Origin of the sequence: Kitasatospora phosalacinea (assembly GCF_030268885.1) — a bacterium.
Taxonomy (GTDB): Bacteria; Actinomycetota; Actinomycetes; order Streptomycetales; family Streptomycetaceae; genus Kitasatospora; species Kitasatospora phosalacinea_C.
On sequence record NZ_BSSA01000008.1, the window covers coordinates 224,312 to 240,340 of the forward strand.

The following is a 16,029-nucleotide window of genomic DNA, read 5'->3' on the forward strand; positions in this document are numbered from 1 at the left end:
CGGTAGCGTCACGCGTCCCGTCCGGGTCAGGGCGAGGGCGGGTTGTTGGACTCGCCCGCGGTCGAGGTGGGCGCCGGGCTCTGCCCGTGGGAGCCGGTGCTGCCGAGCTGCTTGCCCTGGTTGGCCGCGTCCACCCACTTGACCAGGTTCTCCGGGCTGATCTGCTCGTCGCCCTTCTTCGGGTAGACCGGTTCGCCGTTCAGCAGCACCGTCGGGGTCGACTTGTAGCTGGACTTGTCGAAGTCCTGCTGCACCGCGGAGACCCAGCCGCCGAACTTGTTGTCGTTGACGCAGGACCGGAACTCCGGGGTGTCCAGCCCGGGGACCTGCTTGGCCAGGTCGATCAGGGTCTGCTTGTTGCCGAAGGAGTCCTCGGTCTCCTCGGGCTGGTTGCGGTACAGCACGTCGTGGTAGTCGCGGAAGTGCCCGGCGTCCTGCGCGCAGCCCAGCGCGTTGGCGCCGTACTTGGAGCCGCTGCCGCCCAGCGAGCGGTCGATGAACGAGACGATGTGGTAGTTGACGACGATCTTGCCCGCGTCCTCCAGCTGGTCGACGGTCGGCGAGAAGCTCCGCTCGAAGCTGCCGCAGGCCGGGCAGCGCGGGTCCTCGTAGACCGTCAGCGTGGACGGGGCGTCGGCCGCGCCGACCGGGATCACCAGGTTCTTGTCGCCGATCGTCCCGGCCGGGGCCGCGGTGGGGGTCTCCGGCTTGGAGCGCTGGTTCTGCACCACCACGCCGACCACCACGGCGGCCGCGATCACCGCGACCACCACGCCGCCGACCGCCAGCTTCTTGGTCCGCCGCGCCTTGGCCTCCTCGGCGGCCCGGGCCTCCCGCATCTTGTCCCGGGCGTTGCGCTTGCCTTCTCGGTTCTTCTCGCTCATGGGGTGCTCTTGCCAGTCCAGTGGGTTGGGGTCGTCGGGGGCGGCGGGCGGCTCAGGCGGCCAGCCAGGCGTCCAGCGAGAGCTTCGTCCGGGGGCGGTAGACGAGCCACGCCGACAGCAGCAGGAACCCGGTGTCGCGCAGGATCTCCTGCAGGTACTTGGTCTGCGACTCGTCCACCGCACCGCCGCCGCCGAAGCAGCCGCAGTCGATCGAGATGCCGCGCGCCCACGCGGAGGAGATGCCCGCGATGAACACCAGCAGCAGCACCGCCGAGACGACCGCGACGATCCGCGTGCCCAGCCCGAGCACCAGCAGCAGGGCCAGGGCCAGCTCCAGGAACGGCAGCCCCCAGCCGACCGGCTTCACCAGCGACTCGGGCAGGATCTCGTACGCGCGCACCGCCTGCGCCGCCTCGGCCGGGTCGGAGACCTTCGCCAGGCCGGCCCAGCCCCACACCACCGCCAGGCCCAGCCGCACCGCCAGCCCGAACCACTCGGCCGCCGCGCCGTCCACCGCCCGGCGCAGCCCGCCCACCCGGCCCCGGTCGGCCTGCTGACTGGCCATCAGTTCCCCCTCGGACGCGTTCCACCGTTTCCTGCCTGATGAACCGTAGGGGATGGCGGGTGGTTCCTCCACATTGGCGAGTTACGCCGTATGAGGGACCTTAAACGGTCATACGTCCGATTTTCCGGTTCATCGTTCCGGCGCGTCGCACCCCGCCGCCGGGCCCCGCTCCGACTGCTGGCACAGCACCGCCCGCTCCGCCCCCCGGCGGGCCAACTCCCGCTCCACGCCCCCGCTCCCGACCAGCGCGGCGGCCAGCGCCAGCCCGGCCGCCAGCGCCCGCAGCAGCACCGCCCGGTGAACCCGCGCCATCCGGATGCCCTTTCGCCGACGAACCACCGGAGGGTTCAACGGCGTCGGCCCGCCGGGAAGCACCCGCGCCCGCCGGTTTTTCACCCTCGCGGAGTAGACCCGCCACGCGAAGGGCCGCAACGCGAAGGGCCGCCCGGGGAGCGGCAGTTGCTCCCCGGGCGGCCCTTCGCTTGCGGCGCCCTACCTGCGGCGGACGCCCTCCGCCAGCTCGCCCGCGAGCGCCCGGACGGCGGCCGTGCCGTCCGCCAACTGCTCGGCGTCCAGCAGGCGCTGGACGAACGCCGAACCGACGATCACGCCGTCCGCGAAGGCCGCCACCTCGGCGGCCTGGTCCGCGTTGGAGACGCCCAGGCCGACGCAGACCGGCAGCGCGGTGGTGGCGCGGGTGCGGGCCACCAGGTCCTCGGCCAGGTTGCCGACCGCCGCGCGGGTGCCGGTCACGCCCATCACCGCGGCCGCGTACACGAAGCCGGACCCCGCCGCGGTGACCTCGGCCAGCCGGTGGTCCTTGGAGGACGGGGCGACCACGAACACGGTGTCCAGACCGTGCTCGGCGGCGGCCTTGCGCCACTCCTCGGACTCCTCCACCGGCAGGTCCGGCAGGATGCAGCCCGCTCCCCCGGCCGCGGCCAGGTCGGCGGCGAACCGGGCGGTGCCGTAGCGGTCCACCGGGTTCCAGTACGTCATGACCAGCACCGGCACGGCCGGGTGCGCCGCCGCGACCTCGGCCACGGTGCGCAGCACGTCCTTGATCTTCACGCCGCCGCGCAGCGCGATGTCGTCGGCGGTCTGGATGACCGCGCCGTCCAGCACCGGGTCCGAGTGCGGCAGGCCGACCTCGACGACGTCGCAGCCGCCCTCGATCAGGGCGTTGACCGCGGCGATGCCGCCGTCCACGGTCGGGAAGCCGGCCGGCAGGTAGCCGATCAGGGCCGCCCGGCCCTCGGCCTTCGCGGCGGCCAGGACGGTGGTGAGCTTGGTGTCGGCCATGTCAGTTGGTCCCCTCGGCGTCGTAGAGGCCGAAGTACTCGGCAGCGGTGTGCATGTCCTTGTCGCCGCGGCCGGAGAGCGAGACCAGGATCGTCGCCTCCGGGCCGAGCTCGCGGCCGAGTTCGAGCGCGCCCGCCAGCGCGTGCGCGGACTCGATCGCCGGGATGATGCCCTCGGTGCGGGACAGCAGCCGCAGCGCCTCCATCGCCTGCGCGTCGGTCACCGGGCGGTACTCGGCCCGTCCGGTGTCCTTCAGCCAGGCGTGCTCCGGGCCGACGCCCGGGTAGTCCAGGCCGGCCGAGATCGAGTGCGACTCGATGGTCTGGCCGTCCTCGTCCTGCAGCACGTAGGTGCGCGAGCCGTGCAGCACGCCCGGGTCGCCCTTGGTCAGGGTCGCCGCGTGCTTGGGGGTCTCGGCGCCCTCGCCGGCCGCCTCGCAGCCGATCAGCCGGACGCCCGCGTCCGGGATGAACTCGTGGAAGATGCCCATCGCGTTGGAGCCGCCGCCGACGCAGGCCACCACCGCGTCCGGGAGCTTCCCGGTGCGGTCCAGCACCTGCTGCCGGGCCTCGACGCCGATGACGCGGTGGAAGTCGCGCACCATCATCGGGAACGGGTGCGGACCGGCCACCGTGCCGAACAGGTAGTGGGTGGAGTCCACGTTGGCGACCCAGTCGCGGAACGCCTCGTTGATGGCGTCCTTCAGGGTGCGGCTGCCGGAGGTCACCGGGACCACCTCGGCGCCCAGCATCCGCATCCGGGCCACGTTCAGCGCCTGGCGCTGGGTGTCGACCTCACCCATGTAGATGGTGCAGTCGAAGCCGAACAGCGCGCAGGCGGTGGCGGTGGCCACGCCGTGCTGGCCCGCGCCGGTCTCGGCGATGATCCGGGTCTTGCCCATCCGGCGGGTCAGCAGCGCCTGGCCCAGCACGTTGTTGATCTTGTGCGAGCCGGTGTGGTTGAGGTCCTCGCGCTTGAGCAGGACCCGCGCCCCGCCGGCCTCCGCGGAGAACCGGTGGACGTCGGTCAGCGGGCTCGGCCGGCCGGTGTAGTCCTTGAGCAGGATGTCCAGCTCGGCGGCGAACGCCGGGTCGTTCTTGGCCTTCTCGTACTCCTCGGCGACCTGCTCCACGGCGGCGACCAGCGCCTCCGGGATGAAGCGGCCGCCGTAGGCGCCGAAGTAACCGCGTGCGTCGGGCACCTGGGCGCCCGGAAGGTAGTGCTCGGACATGATCCGTCCTCGGATGAAGGATTGACGGCGTGGACGTGGGACGCGCGGCGGGTCGTCAGCCGCGGGTGCCGCGCCATCGGCGTCCGGGGACCTGTCCGGGCTCGCAGCCGATCACGTACCGCACCCGCCGACCCAGCACCCGGCGTGCGGGCGCGCGGCAGCCGCGCGGGCGGCAGCCGGGGGCGAGACGGGTGGCGATCGACACGGCGGAGGCTCAGCCCCGCCCGTTGTTGCGCAGCGCCGGGTGCGCCCCGGCGGCGACCAGGTCGGCGACCGCGGCCTTCGGGTCCCGGCCGGTGACCAGGGACTCGCCGACCAGCACCGCGTCGGCGCCCTGGTTGGCGTAGGTGATCAGGTCGTGCGGCCCGCGCACGCCGGACTCGGCGACCTTCACGATGTGCGCCGGGATGGCGTCCACCACGTTGCCGAAGGTGTTCCGGTCGACCTCCAGGGTCTTCAGGTTGCGGGCGTTGACGCCGATGATCCGGGCGCCGGCGTCCACCGCGCGCGCGATCTCCTCCTCGTCGTGCACCTCGACCAGCGGGGTCAGCCCGATCGACTCGGCCCGCTCGATCAGCGAGACCAGGGCCGGCTGCTCCAGCGCGGCCACGATCAGCAGCGCCAGGTCCGCGCCGTGCGCGCGGGCCTCCCACAGCTGGTACGCGGTGACGATGAAGTCCTTGCGCAGGACCGGGGTGGGCACGGCCGCCCGCACCGCGTCCAGGTCCGCCAGCGAACCGCCGAAGCGGCGCTGCTCGGTCAGCACGCTGATCGCGGCGGCACCGCCGGCCGCGTAGTCGACCGCCAGCGCGGCCGGGTCGGCGATCGCCGCCAGCGCGCCCTTGGACGGGCTGGAGCGCTTGACCTCGCAGATCACCCGGACGCCGTCACCGCGCAGCGCGGCCACGCCGTCCTTCGCCTCGGGCGCCTTGGCGGCGAGCTCCTTGAGCTCGTCCAGGGAGACCCGGGCCTGTCGCTCGGCGAGGTCCTGCCGGACCCCGTCGATGATCTCGTCGAGCACAGTCACGCGTGCGCCCCCATCGTGTTTCGGCGGTGAGGCCGGGGGCGTCGAGCGCGGTCCCGGCCCTTCGATGGTATCGGGCGCGGGGGGCGCACTCCGCATCCACCCGGCGCGCGTCTCGACCCGCGGACCGCCCGGCGGACACCGCGACCGCCCCCGCCCGCACCCCGCTCACACCCCCGGCGGAGCCAGCCCCGCGCCCACCGGCAGGTTCCGCAGCGCCGTGAACACCAGCAGCACCAGCGCCAGCGCCCACGCCCGCCGCCGCGACATCCGCGGCCACCACCCCGGCCGACCGCCCGCCCCCCGCACCGACCGCACCAGCCAGCCCGACCACAGCACCGCCAGCCCGAGCGCCAGCACCACCACCAGCAGGTTGTCGTGCGCCGCCGTCAGCACGTCCCCCCTGGTCAGCGCGTGCACGCAGCGCAGCCCCCCGCACCCCGGGCACCACCAGCCGGTCAGCTGCAGGAACGGGCAGGTCGGGTAGTGCCCCGGCGCGTTCGGGTCCACCAGCCCCACGAACGCCGTCGGCAGCGCCACCGCCGTCAACGCCGCCAGCGGACGGACCAGCCGCCGCACCACTGGACCGCCGGGGGCGGCGGAGGGACCGGACGCGGCGGGGTCGGGAGCAGCAGGAGCGTTCACGGGGACGATTGTGCCCCCGCCCGGCCGCCGCCCCCGGGCCGCCCCGCCCGGGGACCGCAGGAAGCCCGGAAGTCCGGAAGCCTGAAGTCCGGAGACCGTCGGAGGCCCGGAGACGCCGGAAGCCCCCGGAGGCCCGGAGACGCCGGAAGCCGGAAACGCCGAACGGCGGGCACCCGGCCCGCCGTCCGTCCGTCGCGCTCCGCCGGGTCAGCCCGCGGTGACCGCGCTGCGCTCCTCGGTGGAGGCCGGGGCGAAGTTCTTGCTGGGCTGCTTGCCCATGCCCGCCATCGACATGGCCTTGCCGACCACGCCACCGATCAGAACCACGGCGAGGCCCGCGATGACCAGCACGACGTTCGGGATGATCATCGCGACGCCGGACACGCAGAAGCCGACGAAAGCAATGACCACGCCGGTCCACGCGGCGGGGGTGTGGCCGTGCGCTGCTGCAGCCATCTTGTTGGTGCTCCTTGTTTCTCCGGGGCCCGGTCGGGCGGTCCTGGGCGGCGCTCGACGGGTTGACCCCTCCATTGTGCCGGGCCGAACACGGCAGCCCCAAGCCGGGGCGGCCGTGGTGCCGCGCACACTCGGCCGGCCCGCGTCAGCCCGTCGGGTCCTCGCCGCGGTCCAGCGCCTTCCACAGGTCGGCCGGGCTGTCCGCCCGCGCCGGCGCCTTCCGGGTCGGCGCGTCGTACCGCGTCCCCATCACCGGCCAGCGCCGCCCGAACCACGCCGTCAACGCCCCCGCCGCCACCAGCAGCACCCCGCCCGCCAGTGCCACCCACGGCCACGCCGTCCGGGTGACCTCCTCCGCCCGGCCGCTGCTCAACGCCAGCTGCCCCGCCGCGACGGCGTGCAGCCCCGCGGTGTCCGTGTACCCGATCAGCGCCCCCGCGACCGCTCCCACCCCCGCCGCCACCGTCAACGCCCCCACCAGCACCCGCACCCACCCGCGCACCGCGAACACCGCGACCGCCGCCGCCATCCCCGTCAGCGCCATCGCCGTCGGCAGCGCCGTCAGCCTGCTCCCGCTCGCGCTCACCGCGACCCGGCTCCCCCCCATCCCGGCCGCCACCCCCTCCGCCCAGGTGCGCCCCACCGCCGTCAGCACCAACCCCGCACCGACCGCCGTCAACAGCAGCATCAACCCCAACGCACCGCGCGAGGCCGAAGCGGGGGAACCACCGGAAGGGGAAGCAGACGTCTCACTCACCCCCCCAGTGTCCCCGACCTCACCCCGCCCCCGTCCCCCGCCCCTCCGCGCCCCGCGCACGGGCGGGCGGGCCGGGCCGGGGGCGTCCGGGTCAGCGGAGGGTGTTCGCCGTCGCGACGGCCCTGAGCACCGCCGCCGCCTTGTTGCGGCACTCCGTGTCCTCCGCGTGCGGGTCGGAGTCGGCGACGACGCCCGCGCCCGCCTGGACGTACGCGGTCTCGTCGCGGATGACCGCCGTCCGGATGGCGATCGCCGTGTCGGAGTCGCCCGCGAAGTCCAGGTAGCCGACGCAGCCGCCGTACAGCCCGCGGCGGGTGGGTTCGAGCTCCTCGATGATCTGCATTGCGCGCGGCTTGGGCGCACCGGAGAGGGTGCCGGCCGGGAAGCAGGCGGTGAGGACGTCGAGCGCGCTGCGGTCGGCGGCGACCTTACCGGTGACGGTGGAGACGATGTGCATGACGTGGCTGTAGCGCTCGATGGTCATGAACTCCACGACCTCGACGGAGCCGGGCGCGCAGACCCGGCCGAGGTCGTTGCGGCCGAGGTCGACCAGCATCAGGTGCTCGGCCCGCTCCTTGGGGTCGGCGAGCAGTTCGGCGGCGAGCTCGGCGTCCTCGTGCGGGGTGGCGCCGCGGTGCCGGGTCCCGGCGATGGGGTGCAGCATGGCCTCGCCCCCGGCGACCTTGACAAGCGCCTCGGGGCTGGAGCCGACCACGTCGAAGCCGCCCTCCGCGCCGCCGTCCGGGCCGGGGAAGCGGAACAGGTACATGTAGGGGCTGGGGTTGGTGGTGCGCAGGACCCGGTAGACGTCGAGCGCCGAGGCCGGGCAGGGCGCCTCGAAGCGCTGCGAGGGGACGACCTGGAAGGCCTCGCCCGCCCGGATCCGCTCCTTCACCACGTCGACGGCCTTGCGGTACGGCTCGCCGCCGAACGGCGAGTGCGCGTCGACGGCGGTCGGGGTGTACGTGGCGAGGCCGGGGTCGACGGGGCGGCGCAGGTCGGCCTCCATCGCGTCGAGGCGGGCGACGGCGTCCGCGTGGGCCTCGTCGACGCCGGTGGCCAGGTCGTTGTGGTTGACCGCGTTGGCGATCAGCAGCACGGTGCCGTCGGCGTGGTCGAGGACGGCCAGGTCGGTGGCGAGCAGCAGGGTCAGCTCGGGGAGCTTCAGGTCGTCCGGGGTGAGGTTCGGCAGCTTCTCCAGGCGCCGCACCACGTCGTAGCCGAGGTAGCCGACCAGGCCGCCGGTGAGCGGCGGGAGGCCGTCGTCGGGGTGCCGGGGGGTGTGCAGGGCGGTGAGGGTGGCGCGCAGCACCTCCAGCGGGTCGCCGGTGGTGGGGATGCCGACGGGGGGTTCGCCGAGCCAGCGGGCGCCGCCGTCCTCGCCGACGGTGAGGACCGCGCCGGAGCGCACCCCGACGAAGGAGTACCGGGCCCAACTGCGGCCCTGCTCGGCGGACTCCAGCAGGAAGGTGCCGGGCCGCTCGGCGGCGAGGCTGCGGTAGACGCCGATCGGGGTGAGGCCGTCCGCCAGGAGCCTGCGGGTGACCGGGATGACCCGGGTGTCGGCGGCGAGCGTGCGGAAAGCCTCAAGTTCCATGGGACACCGATCGGATGGGAGGGAGGTCTGGTCGGGGGACAGGCTACTCGGCGAGCGGCAGCACGTCGGCGTCGAAGCAGGTCCGGTCGCCGGTGTGGCAGGCCGCACCGACCTGGTCGACCTTGACCAGCAGGGTGTCCCCGTCGCAGTCCAGGGCGACCTGCTTGACGTGCTGGACGTGGCCCGAGGTGTCGCCCTTCACCCAGTACTCGGCCCGGCTGCGGCTCCAGTACGTGCAGCGGCCGGTGGTCAGGGTGCGGTGCAGCGCCTCGTCGTCCATCCACCCGAGCATCAGCACCTCGCCGGTGTCGTACTGCTGGGCGACGGCGGGCAGCAGGCCGTCCGGGGTGCGCTTGAGACGGGCGGCGATCGCCGGGTCCAGTGCGGTGCTGCCGGGGGCGGCGGGAGAGGTCGACATGCCCCCATTCTCGCAGGCCGCACCGGACCGCCGGACCGCACCCGGACGGCACTTCCGGATGCGGTCGAAAACGCTTCCCCCACCCGGTAGTTTGATCCCCGCCGAAAACCGAACTGCTTTGGGAAATGGGGGGTTCCGTCGAATGAGCGCATATCAGCCGCAACCGCTTCCGACGGTCGCGTACGGGGATTACCGACTGCAGCGAACCGCAGGTGAGCACCTGTATCCGGGCGAGCCGATGATCGGCACGTGGGCGGTGGAACTCGACCGCCTGCTGCCGCTCTGGTGGGACCGCGACACCGTTCGCGCCGCCGGTTTCGCTCCTCTCGTCTGGGCGATGAATTTCTTCAGGTCGATCTGGCGCGGACTGTGGCTGTACTTCCTGCCGCGCTGGTTCGTCGAGATCTTCGGGCCGGACGCCTACGGGCGCCGCCCGTACGGCCTCTCGCTGACCCGGCGCGCCTACCGGGCCCTGCGCCGCCCGCTGCACGGCGGCTCCTGGCACGGCCCCGAGGGCTCCACCGCCTGGCTGTTCTGGCGGGCCGTGCGCACCACCGCCGGCGAGAAGCTCAAGGCCGACCACGACCTGTTCACCATGCTGGTCACCGACCGCCGGCTGCTCGTGCTGAGCCGCTGGACCGAGGGCCAGCACAACGACCACTACCGGGCCACCCCGCTGATCGAACTGCCCGCCGGCACCTGGTGGCTGCGCCCCGACACCCCCAACGACGTCTGGGCCGAGCGGCAGGACCTGGTGTTCGCGGACGGCTCCTGGATCGCGCTGGCCTTCGACGGCGAGGAGGACCTGAACGCCTTCCGCGCCGCCGTCGGCGGACGCTGACCCGGGCCCCGGGCCGGTCTCGGCCCCGCCGCCGCGGCGGCGGGGCCGACGGGCTCAGCCGAACGCCGTCCGGATCCGCGAGCGGTCCACCCGGTAGGGGTCCGGCTCCTGCTGCAGCCCGATGTCGTTGAGCAGTTCCTGCTCCACCGCGCTCTTGTTCGTCTCGCTGGTGAGCCCCTCCTTGAGGGCCCCCCACGAGGACTTCCCGGCCGCCTTGAGGTTGCCCTTGAGGGTGCCGTCGCCGCGCTGGACGCCCTCGCGGTCCTCCTCGTCGATGCCCAGCCCCGCCTTGATCTTGTCCTCGGCCCAGCCGGTGGCCTTCTCGGTGACCTTGTCGTCGATCTTCTGGGCGATCCTGGCGACCTTGCTCTCGCCCTCCTCCAGCTTCCGGACGTTGTTGAAGGCCGTCTCGACCTTCTCCATCTTCTGCATCACCTTGCTGATGTCGCCGAGCTTGCGGGTCGCCTTCACCGCCTTGCCCATCTCCTGCAGGGCCTTCAGCAGCTCCTCCAGCGCCTTCGCCAGCTTGGTGGACACCCGCGCCACCCGCGCCACGAAGACGTCGATCTCCGCCTCGTCGAGCAGCGCGCCGACCACCGCGGCCGCGCCGAAGGTGACGAAGGAGAGCACCGCCTCCGCGGCCAGCGACACGATCAGCGACTCGATCGCCTCGGTGATGATCTCGATCACCATGCCCTCGGCCATCGCGCACTCCTGCGCGGCCGAGTTGATGATCTGCGCGGTCTGCATCATCTCCTCGGCGGTCTGGTCGAGCGCGTCCGCGACGTTGCCCATGTGACCGCCGAACGCGTCGCTCGCCGCCCCCGCCCAGCTCTCCGCCACCGGCATCACGCCCGAGCGCAGCTCCGCCGCCACCGACCGCACCGCGGCGGCCTGGGCCTGCCACTCCATCGTCGCGTTGTTCAGCTCCGCCAGGTTGCCGGTGACCTCCTCCAGCATGTCCAGCAGGCCGGACTTCTCCAGCGCCCACTCGACCATCTCGTCGAGCGCCCCGCTCAGACCGCCCCGGGACTTGTGCTCCGCCTCCGGCAGGTTCTTGATCGACTCCTGGATCTGCGCCCGGGCCCACGCGTACGCGTCGCTCTGCCCGCCCATCAGGCCGGCCCCCGGCATCGCACCGGACCCGGGCATGGTCGTCCCGACGCGCGCCCCCGGCCCCGACACGTACGCGGGCATGGTGGTGACGGCGCCCCCGAGCCCGGCCTGCGGCTCCAGCATCTGCCCGTGCATCGCGTCCCGGACGGCCCCGTACAGCCCGCCCGAGCCCTCTCCCGGCTGCTCCGACTCCGGCTCCCCCTCCGGTCCCCCCTCCGGCTCCTCGGAGGAGCCGAACACCTTCTGCCCCGCCCACTCGCCGGCCTTGCTCCCGAAGCTGCCGGCCGCGCCGGTGGCCGCGTTCTTCGCGGCCTCCTTCAGCGCACCGCCGAACCAGCCCCCCTGCACGGCCTCCGGCTCGTCCGACGCGCCGCCCCCGGCCTCCCCGCCGCCGTCCCCCGCCGGCCGCGCCGAACCCGGGCGGATCTCCTCCGGGTTCCCCACCGTCGGCGTCCGCCCGGTGCCACCGGCGCCGCCGTGGCCCGCGGGGGGCGTCTGCGGCTGCGGGTGCGGCTGGGGCTGCGCCTGCGGGTGCCGGGAGGTGCCGACCGTGCTCGGGTCGCTCACCCGCGGCCGCTGGGCGTAGCTCTCCCGCGGGTCGCGCCGCGGCGACCCGCTCGAACTGCCGCCGCTCGAACCCCTCCTGCCGCCCGTGCTGCCGTGCGCCGCCATCAGCGATTACCCCCCAGGGTGCCGACCACGTGGTCCTCGTGGTCCGTGTAGTTCCGCGAGACCCCCGACAGCCCGCGCGAAGTGCCGTCCACCGCCCTGCCGATCAGCCCGACGTTCTCGCGGCTGGCGCCGGCGTGCTCCTGGTACGCCGAGGCCAGGTTCTGGGCGTTCGGCAGGTGCCCGAACGCGTCCGACGAGATCGTGATCGCGGCGGTCGCCTCCGCGATCCGGCTCAGCTGCTCGGCCTGCTCGGCAAGCAGCGACGAGTACCGGTCGAGCGCACTGGGCTCGACCCGAAACCCGCTGTCCCCCATGGCAGTTGCCTTTCTCCGACGTTCTCCTGGCATCCCTCTGACAGGCCGGTCATCCTACTGATCAGCATGCAAAGGACGGGCAAACGAATGTCCGAAAAGGACTGACGTGACAGCTGTTGTGCCATCAGAATGGCCTTCGAATCAGGGGGGTTGGCATGAGCGGACGGCAGAAGGCGTTCCTGGCGGGCCTGGTGGCCGCGATCGTCGTCGTGGCGGCGGTGCTGCTGTGGCCCGCCCCGAAGCAACCCGCCGCCGCCCCGCCCCCACCGACCCCCAGCCCCACCCCGACCCCGAGCCCGAGCCCCAGTCCGTCCAAGACCTACCCGTACCCGTACTACCCGCCGGGCACCTGCCTGTTGATGCCGTGGATCAGCGGGGTGAAGGACAGCACCGTCACGCCCTGCAACCAGCCGCACGACGCGGAGACCACCGCCAACGTCGTGATGCCCGACGGGCTGGCCGACGACCGCGCGATCAACAAGGCCCTGCTGGAACTCTGCGCGCCGTCGCTGAAGGAGGTGCAGCGGCAGCAGGGCGGCTTCGACCTGTACAACAACAGCCCGATCGTCCCGCTGACGAAGTACTACCAGCAGGGGTACCGGGACGCCAGCTGCACCGTCACCGTCAGCAACCAACAGGCGGACCGCAAGCTGACCGGGCCGATCCACCGGTGACCGCGCCGCCCCGTCGGCCCGTACGCTGGGCGCATGGTGAGTCTTGCGCAGGGTGAACGGGCCCGGTTGAGTCGGTTGTTGGCGGCGGCGGGGCCGGAGGGTCCGACGCTGTGCGAGGGGTGGGTGGCGCGGGACCTGGCGGCGCACCTGGTGGTGCGGGAGGGGCGGCCGGACGCGGCGGCGGGAATCCGGGTGGGGGCGCTGGCGGGGTGGACGGAGCGGGTGCAGGGGAAGGTCGCGGGGCGGGGGTACGAGGGGCTGGTGAAGTCGTTCCGCTCGGGGCCGCCGGCCTGGTCGCCGTTCAACCTGCCGGGGGTGGACGGCGCGGCGAACCTGGTGGAGTTCTTCGTGCACGCGGAGGACGTCCGCCGCGCGGTGCCGTTCGAGCCGGAGCCGCTCTCGCCGGAGCTGGCGGAGGCGCTGTGGAAGCGGGTCCCCGCGGTGGCCCGGTTCGGTGACGCGCGGGCGCCGCTCTCGTTGCGGCTGGTGCACCCGGACGGCCGGGAGGTCTCGGTGCGCCGGAGGGGCACGCCGGTGGTGACGGTGCGCGGGGAGCCGGGCGAGCTGGTGCTGTTCCTGTACGGGCGGGGCGCCCGGGCCGCGGTGACGGCGGAGGGCGCGCCGGAGGCGGTGGCGACCCTGGCGCACGTGCTGCCGCTGCCCGACGCGGGCGCAGGCGCGGGCGCGGACGCGGGCACGGAGCCGGTGGCCTGACGGCGCGTCGGTCCGTTCGGTGCGGTCGGTGGGTGTGCCAGCCTGGCCCCGGACCCCTCCCCCGCACCCCCAGGAGCGCACGACCATGGTGAGCAGCGACTTCCGCCCCGGTTCGCCGAACTGGATCGGCCTGGGCAGTGCGGACCTCGCCGAGTCCGAGCTGTTCTACGGTTCGCTGTTCGGCTGGGAGCTGGGCCCGCCCGGCCCGAACGGCTACGGCCTCTTCCGCAGCGCGGGCCGGACGGTGGCGGGGGTCGGCCCGCTGACGGAGGCGGAGCCGCTGCCCGCCTGGACGGTGCACTTCGCCGCGGCGGACGCGGCGCGGGTCGCCGCGGCGGCGGAGCGTTCGGGCGGCGCCGTCCGGGTCGGGCCCACCGAGGTGCCGGGGCAGGGCCGGTTCGTGCAGCTGACCGACCCGACGGGCGGCCGGTTCGCGGTGTGGGAGGCGGGCGGGACGGCCGGGCTGGAGGTGGTGGGCGAGCGGGGCGCGCTGTGCCGGGCGGAGCTGCACACCTCGGACCTGCCGGGGGCGCTGCGCTTCTACCGGGGCCTGTTCGGCTGGCGGAGCCGGGACTCGGACGTGCCGGGGGTGGAGTACGCGGTGCTGCGCCCGGCGGACGGCGAGGAGGAGTTCGGCGGGCTCACGGGCGTGCACCCGCGGGTGGACGTGGGCTGGCTGGTGCACTTCGCGGTGGCGGACGCGCTGCTGGCCACCGACGAGGTGCGGCGGCTGGGCGGGAGCGTGCTGGTGCCGCCGGAGCAGGTGCCGACGGTGGGCCGGATCGCGGTGCTGGCGGACCCGTTCGGCGCCCAGTTCGCGCTGCTGGAGCCGGAACCCCGGCGGCCGTGAGGGCGGGCCGCCGGGGAGGGCGTCAGCGGACGGGGTGCCCGGTGGCCCGGAGTTCGTCCTTGACCTGGCCGATCGTCAGGTCGCCGAAGTGGAAGACGCTGGCGGCGAGGACCGCGTCGGCCCCGGCGTCGACCGCGGGGGCGAAGTCGGCGAGCTTCCCGGCGCCGCCGGAGGCGATGACCGGGATGGAGACGGCCTTGCGGGCGGCCCGGATCATCTCCAGGTCGTAGCCGTCCTTGGTGCCGTCGGCGTCCATCGAGTTGAGCAGGATCTCGCCCGCGCCGAGCTCGGCGGCGCGCACCGCCCACTCGACGGCGTCGATGCCGGTGCCGCGGCGGCCGCCGTGGGTGGTGACCTCGAAGCCGGAGGCGGTCTCGGTGCCCTCGGGGCAGCGGCGGGCGTCGACCGAGAGGACGAGGACCTGGCGGCCGAAGCGCCGGGCGATCTCGCGGACGAGTTCGGGGCGGGCGATGGCGGCGGTGTTGACGCCGACCTTGTCGGCCCCGGCGCGCAGCAGCCGGTCGACGTCCTCGACGGCGCGGACGCCGCCGCCGACGGTGAGCGGGATGAAGACCTGCTCGGCGGTGCGGCGGACCACGTCGTAGGTGGTCTCGCGGGAGCCGGAGGAGGCGGTGATGTCGAGGAAGGTCAGCTCGTCGGCGCCCTGGGCGTCGTAGAGCTTGGCGAGTTCGACCGGGTCCCCGGCGTCGCGCAGGTTCTGGAAGTTGACGCCCTTGACGACGCGTCCGGCGTCCACGTCCAGGCAGGGGATGACGCGTACTGCGAGTGTCACTGCGGGATGCCTTCCAAAGTCCGGGCCAGGCCGGGCCGGTGGGCCTCGACCTCGACCTCGACCATCATCCGGGAGTCGGTCAGGCCCTGGACGACCACCATGGTGGTGACCGGGCGGACCGCGTCGAAGAGTTCCTTGTGCGCGCGGCCGACCTCGTCGCAGTCCCGGACGTGGGTGAGGTACATCCGGGTGCGGACCACGTCGGCGGCGGTGAGTCCGTGGCGGGCGAGCGCGTCGAGGGCGACCGCGAAGGCGGCCAGCGTCTGTTCGTACGGGTCGCCCTCGTGGACGGGGACGCCGTCGTCGTAGGCGGTGCACCCCGCGACCAGGACGAAGTCCCCGGCCACCACCGCCCGGGAGAATCCGTACTGGTCCTCGTAGGGGGACTCGCCGGACGTGCGGGCGGTGGTGGGTGCCGGGGTCTCGTCGGTCATCGGGACACAGCCTCCAGGGCCTCTTCGAGGGTGAACTTCTGCTCGTAGAGCGCCTTCCCCACGATCGAGCCCTCGACGCCCTCCGGTACCAGGGTGGCGATGGCGCGCAGGTCGTCGAGCGACGACACGCCGCCGGAGGCGACGACGGGCTTGTCGGTGGCGGCGCAGACGTCGCGCAGCAGCTGCAGGTTGGGGCCGGTCAGGGTGCCGTCGCGGTTGACGTCGGTGACCACGTAGCGGGCGCAGCCCTCGGCGTCGAGGCGGGCCAGCACGTCGTAGAGCTGGCCGCCGTCGCGGGTCCAGCCGCGGCCGCGCAGGGTGGTGCCGACCACGTCGAGGCCGACGGCGATCTTGTCGCCGTGCTCGGCGATGACCTTGGCGACCCACTCGGGGCTCTCCAGGGCGGCGGTGCCGAGGTTGACCCGGGTGCAGCCGGTGGCGAGGGCCGCGGCGAGCGACTCGTCGTCGCGGATGCCGCCGGACAGCTCGACCTTGATGTCGAGGCGGCCGGTGACCTCGCGGAGCAGCTCGCGGTTGCTGCCGGTGCCGAAGGCGGCGTCGAGGTCGACCAGGTGCAGCCACTCGGCGCCGGCGTTCTGCCAGGCGAGGGCGGCGGCGAGCGGCTCGCCGAAGGAGGTCTCGGTGCCGGAGGCGCCCTTGACCAGGCGGACCGCCTGGCCGTCGCGGACGTCGACGGCGGGCAGCAGTTCGAGGCGGTTGGTCATGTTCTGAAGGACTCTTC

General features: G+C 73.8%; 21 protein-coding genes. 4 read left to right on the top strand and 17 right to left on the bottom strand.

Annotated elements, in window-relative coordinates; genetic code table 11:
- Positions 1 to 26 precede the first annotated feature (26 nt).
- From QSK52_RS14780 to hisI, 12 genes are all read right to left on the bottom strand, one after another.
- Positions 27 to 884 carry a DsbA family protein gene (locus QSK52_RS14780; RefSeq protein WP_285736477.1) on the bottom strand — a complete coding sequence of 286 codons (858 nt, stop codon included), beginning with the start codon at positions 882 to 884 and terminating at the stop codon, positions 27 to 29.
- A 52-nt stretch (positions 885 to 936) separates the two neighbouring features.
- The gene (locus tag QSK52_RS14785; RefSeq protein ID WP_285736478.1) at positions 937 to 1,449 is read right to left on the bottom strand and encodes a MauE/DoxX family redox-associated membrane protein; all 513 of its coding nucleotides are present in this window, start codon (positions 1,447 to 1,449) and stop codon (positions 937 to 939) included.
- 129 nt (positions 1,450 to 1,578) lie between these two features.
- The gene (locus QSK52_RS14790) at positions 1,579 to 1,761 is read right to left on the bottom strand and encodes a hypothetical protein (RefSeq protein ID WP_285736479.1); all 183 of its coding nucleotides are present in this window, start codon (positions 1,759 to 1,761) and stop codon (positions 1,579 to 1,581) included.
- Between the two features lie 180 nt (positions 1,762 to 1,941).
- Positions 1,942 to 2,751 (bottom strand): tryptophan synthase subunit alpha, encoded by an 810-nt coding sequence (gene trpA / locus QSK52_RS14795; protein WP_285736480.1) that lies wholly within the window; start codon positions 2,749 to 2,751, stop codon positions 1,942 to 1,944.
- A 1-nt stretch (position 2,752) separates the two neighbouring features.
- Positions 2,753 to 3,985: a tryptophan synthase subunit beta gene (trpB, locus tag QSK52_RS14800; RefSeq protein ID WP_285736556.1), complete on the bottom strand. Its 1,233-nt coding sequence runs from the start codon at positions 3,983 to 3,985 to the stop codon at positions 2,753 to 2,755.
- Between the two features lie 52 nt (positions 3,986 to 4,037).
- Complete coding sequence (trpM, locus tag QSK52_RS39665; RefSeq protein WP_167349402.1) at positions 4,038 to 4,187, bottom strand: tryptophan biosynthesis modulator TrpM; 150 nt, start codon at positions 4,185 to 4,187, stop codon at positions 4,038 to 4,040.
- A 9-nt stretch (positions 4,188 to 4,196) separates the two neighbouring features.
- Positions 4,197 to 5,009 (bottom strand): indole-3-glycerol phosphate synthase TrpC, encoded by an 813-nt coding sequence (gene trpC / locus QSK52_RS14805; RefSeq protein WP_285736481.1) that lies wholly within the window; start codon positions 5,007 to 5,009, stop codon positions 4,197 to 4,199.
- A gap of 165 nt (positions 5,010 to 5,174) precedes the next feature.
- The gene (locus tag QSK52_RS14810) at positions 5,175 to 5,651 is read right to left on the bottom strand and encodes a DUF2752 domain-containing protein (protein ID WP_285736482.1); all 477 of its coding nucleotides are present in this window, start codon (positions 5,649 to 5,651) and stop codon (positions 5,175 to 5,177) included.
- Positions 5,652 to 5,858: 207 nt separating this feature from the next.
- Positions 5,859 to 6,107 (bottom strand): HGxxPAAW family protein, encoded by a 249-nt coding sequence (locus QSK52_RS14815; RefSeq protein ID WP_285736483.1) that lies wholly within the window; start codon positions 6,105 to 6,107, stop codon positions 5,859 to 5,861.
- A gap of 145 nt (positions 6,108 to 6,252) precedes the next feature.
- Entirely contained in the window at positions 6,253 to 6,795 is a 543-nt protein-coding gene (locus QSK52_RS14820; RefSeq protein ID WP_285736484.1) for a TIGR02234 family membrane protein, read from the bottom strand.
- A gap of 160 nt (positions 6,796 to 6,955) precedes the next feature.
- Entirely contained in the window at positions 6,956 to 8,461 is a 1,506-nt protein-coding gene (locus QSK52_RS14825) for an anthranilate synthase component I (RefSeq protein WP_285736485.1), read from the bottom strand.
- Between the two features lie 43 nt (positions 8,462 to 8,504).
- The gene (hisI, locus tag QSK52_RS14830) at positions 8,505 to 8,879 is read right to left on the bottom strand and encodes a phosphoribosyl-AMP cyclohydrolase (protein WP_285736486.1); all 375 of its coding nucleotides are present in this window, start codon (positions 8,877 to 8,879) and stop codon (positions 8,505 to 8,507) included.
- A 238-nt stretch (positions 8,880 to 9,117) separates the two neighbouring features.
- Here hisI and QSK52_RS14835 point away from each other — a divergent pair, with 238 nt between their 5' ends.
- Positions 9,118 to 9,720 (top strand): hypothetical protein, encoded by a 603-nt coding sequence (locus QSK52_RS14835; protein ID WP_285736487.1) that lies wholly within the window; start codon positions 9,118 to 9,120, stop codon positions 9,718 to 9,720.
- Between the two features lie 54 nt (positions 9,721 to 9,774).
- Here QSK52_RS14835 and QSK52_RS14840 read toward each other — a convergent pair whose 3' ends face one another.
- Positions 9,775 to 11,403 carry a WXG100 family type VII secretion target gene (locus QSK52_RS14840; RefSeq protein ID WP_285736488.1) on the bottom strand — a complete coding sequence of 543 codons (1,629 nt, stop codon included), beginning with the start codon at positions 11,401 to 11,403 and terminating at the stop codon, positions 9,775 to 9,777.
- A 104-nt stretch (positions 11,404 to 11,507) separates the two neighbouring features.
- A complete protein-coding gene (locus QSK52_RS14845) occupies positions 11,508 to 11,822 on the bottom strand; it encodes a hypothetical protein (protein WP_285736489.1) in 315 nt (104 codons plus the stop codon).
- 155 nt (positions 11,823 to 11,977) lie between these two features.
- On the opposite strand from QSK52_RS14845, the gene QSK52_RS14850 reads away from it, so the two are divergent.
- From QSK52_RS14850 to QSK52_RS14860, 3 genes are all read left to right on the top strand, one after another.
- Positions 11,978 to 12,496 (top strand): septum formation family protein, encoded by a 519-nt coding sequence (locus QSK52_RS14850; RefSeq protein ID WP_285736490.1) that lies wholly within the window; start codon positions 11,978 to 11,980, stop codon positions 12,494 to 12,496.
- A 33-nt stretch (positions 12,497 to 12,529) separates the two neighbouring features.
- A complete protein-coding gene (locus tag QSK52_RS14855) occupies positions 12,530 to 13,210 on the top strand; it encodes a TIGR03085 family metal-binding protein (protein WP_285736491.1) in 681 nt (226 codons plus the stop codon).
- Between the two features lie 85 nt (positions 13,211 to 13,295).
- Entirely contained in the window at positions 13,296 to 14,060 is a 765-nt protein-coding gene (locus QSK52_RS14860; protein WP_285736492.1) for a VOC family protein, read from the top strand.
- Between the two features lie 22 nt (positions 14,061 to 14,082).
- Here the strand turns inward: QSK52_RS14860 and hisF are convergent, their stop codons facing one another.
- From hisF to priA, 3 genes are read right to left on the bottom strand one after another with little or no spacing between them, the layout of a single operon-like run.
- Entirely contained in the window at positions 14,083 to 14,853 is a 771-nt protein-coding gene (gene hisF / locus QSK52_RS14865; protein WP_285736493.1) for an imidazole glycerol phosphate synthase subunit HisF, read from the bottom strand.
- Entirely contained in the window at positions 14,850 to 15,287 is a 438-nt protein-coding gene (locus QSK52_RS14870; RefSeq protein ID WP_285736494.1) for a RidA family protein, read from the bottom strand. Before QSK52_RS14870 ends, hisF begins: the two co-directional genes overlap by 4 nt.
- Positions 15,284 to 16,012: a bifunctional 1-(5-phosphoribosyl)-5-((5-phosphoribosylamino)methylideneamino)imidazole-4-carboxamide isomerase/phosphoribosylanthranilate isomerase PriA gene (priA, locus tag QSK52_RS14875; protein ID WP_285736495.1), complete on the bottom strand. Its 729-nt coding sequence runs from the start codon at positions 16,010 to 16,012 to the stop codon at positions 15,284 to 15,286. The genes QSK52_RS14870 and priA overlap by 4 nt, the downstream gene beginning before the upstream one ends.
- Between the last annotated feature and the right edge of the window lie 17 nt (positions 16,013 to 16,029).

Coding starts and splice junctions, on each gene's coding strand:
- QSK52_RS14780 (WP_285736477.1), bottom strand. CDS start 884: ATGAGCGAGAAGAACCGAGAAGGCAAGCGCAACGCCCGGGACAAGATG.
- QSK52_RS14785 (WP_285736478.1), bottom strand. CDS start 1,449: ATGGCCAGTCAGCAGGCCGACCGGGGCCGGGTGGGCGGGCTGCGCCGG.
- QSK52_RS14790 (WP_285736479.1), bottom strand. CDS start 1,761: ATGGCGCGGGTTCACCGGGCGGTGCTGCTGCGGGCGCTGGCGGCCGGG.
- trpA (WP_285736480.1), bottom strand. CDS start 2,751: ATGGCCGACACCAAGCTCACCACCGTCCTGGCCGCCGCGAAGGCCGAG.
- QSK52_RS14815 (WP_285736483.1), bottom strand. CDS start 6,107: ATGGCTGCAGCAGCGCACGGCCACACCCCCGCCGCGTGGACCGGCGTG.
- QSK52_RS14820 (WP_285736484.1), bottom strand. CDS start 6,795: ATGCTGCTGTTGACGGCGGTCGGTGCGGGGTTGGTGCTGACGGCGGTG.
- QSK52_RS14825 (WP_285736485.1), bottom strand. CDS start 8,461: ATGGAACTTGAGGCTTTCCGCACGCTCGCCGCCGACACCCGGGTCATC.
- hisI (WP_285736486.1), bottom strand. CDS start 8,879: ATGTCGACCTCTCCCGCCGCCCCCGGCAGCACCGCACTGGACCCGGCG.
- QSK52_RS14835 (WP_285736487.1), top strand. CDS start 9,118: ATGATCGGCACGTGGGCGGTGGAACTCGACCGCCTGCTGCCGCTCTGG.
- QSK52_RS14845 (WP_285736489.1), bottom strand. CDS start 11,822: ATGGGGGACAGCGGGTTTCGGGTCGAGCCCAGTGCGCTCGACCGGTAC.
- QSK52_RS14850 (WP_285736490.1), top strand. CDS start 11,978: ATGAGCGGACGGCAGAAGGCGTTCCTGGCGGGCCTGGTGGCCGCGATC.
- QSK52_RS14855 (WP_285736491.1), top strand. CDS start 12,530: ATGGTGAGTCTTGCGCAGGGTGAACGGGCCCGGTTGAGTCGGTTGTTG.
- QSK52_RS14860 (WP_285736492.1), top strand. CDS start 13,296: ATGGTGAGCAGCGACTTCCGCCCCGGTTCGCCGAACTGGATCGGCCTG.
- QSK52_RS14870 (WP_285736494.1), bottom strand. CDS start 15,287: ATGACCGACGAGACCCCGGCACCCACCACCGCCCGCACGTCCGGCGAG.
- priA (WP_285736495.1), bottom strand. CDS start 16,012: ATGACCAACCGCCTCGAACTGCTGCCCGCCGTCGACGTCCGCGACGGC.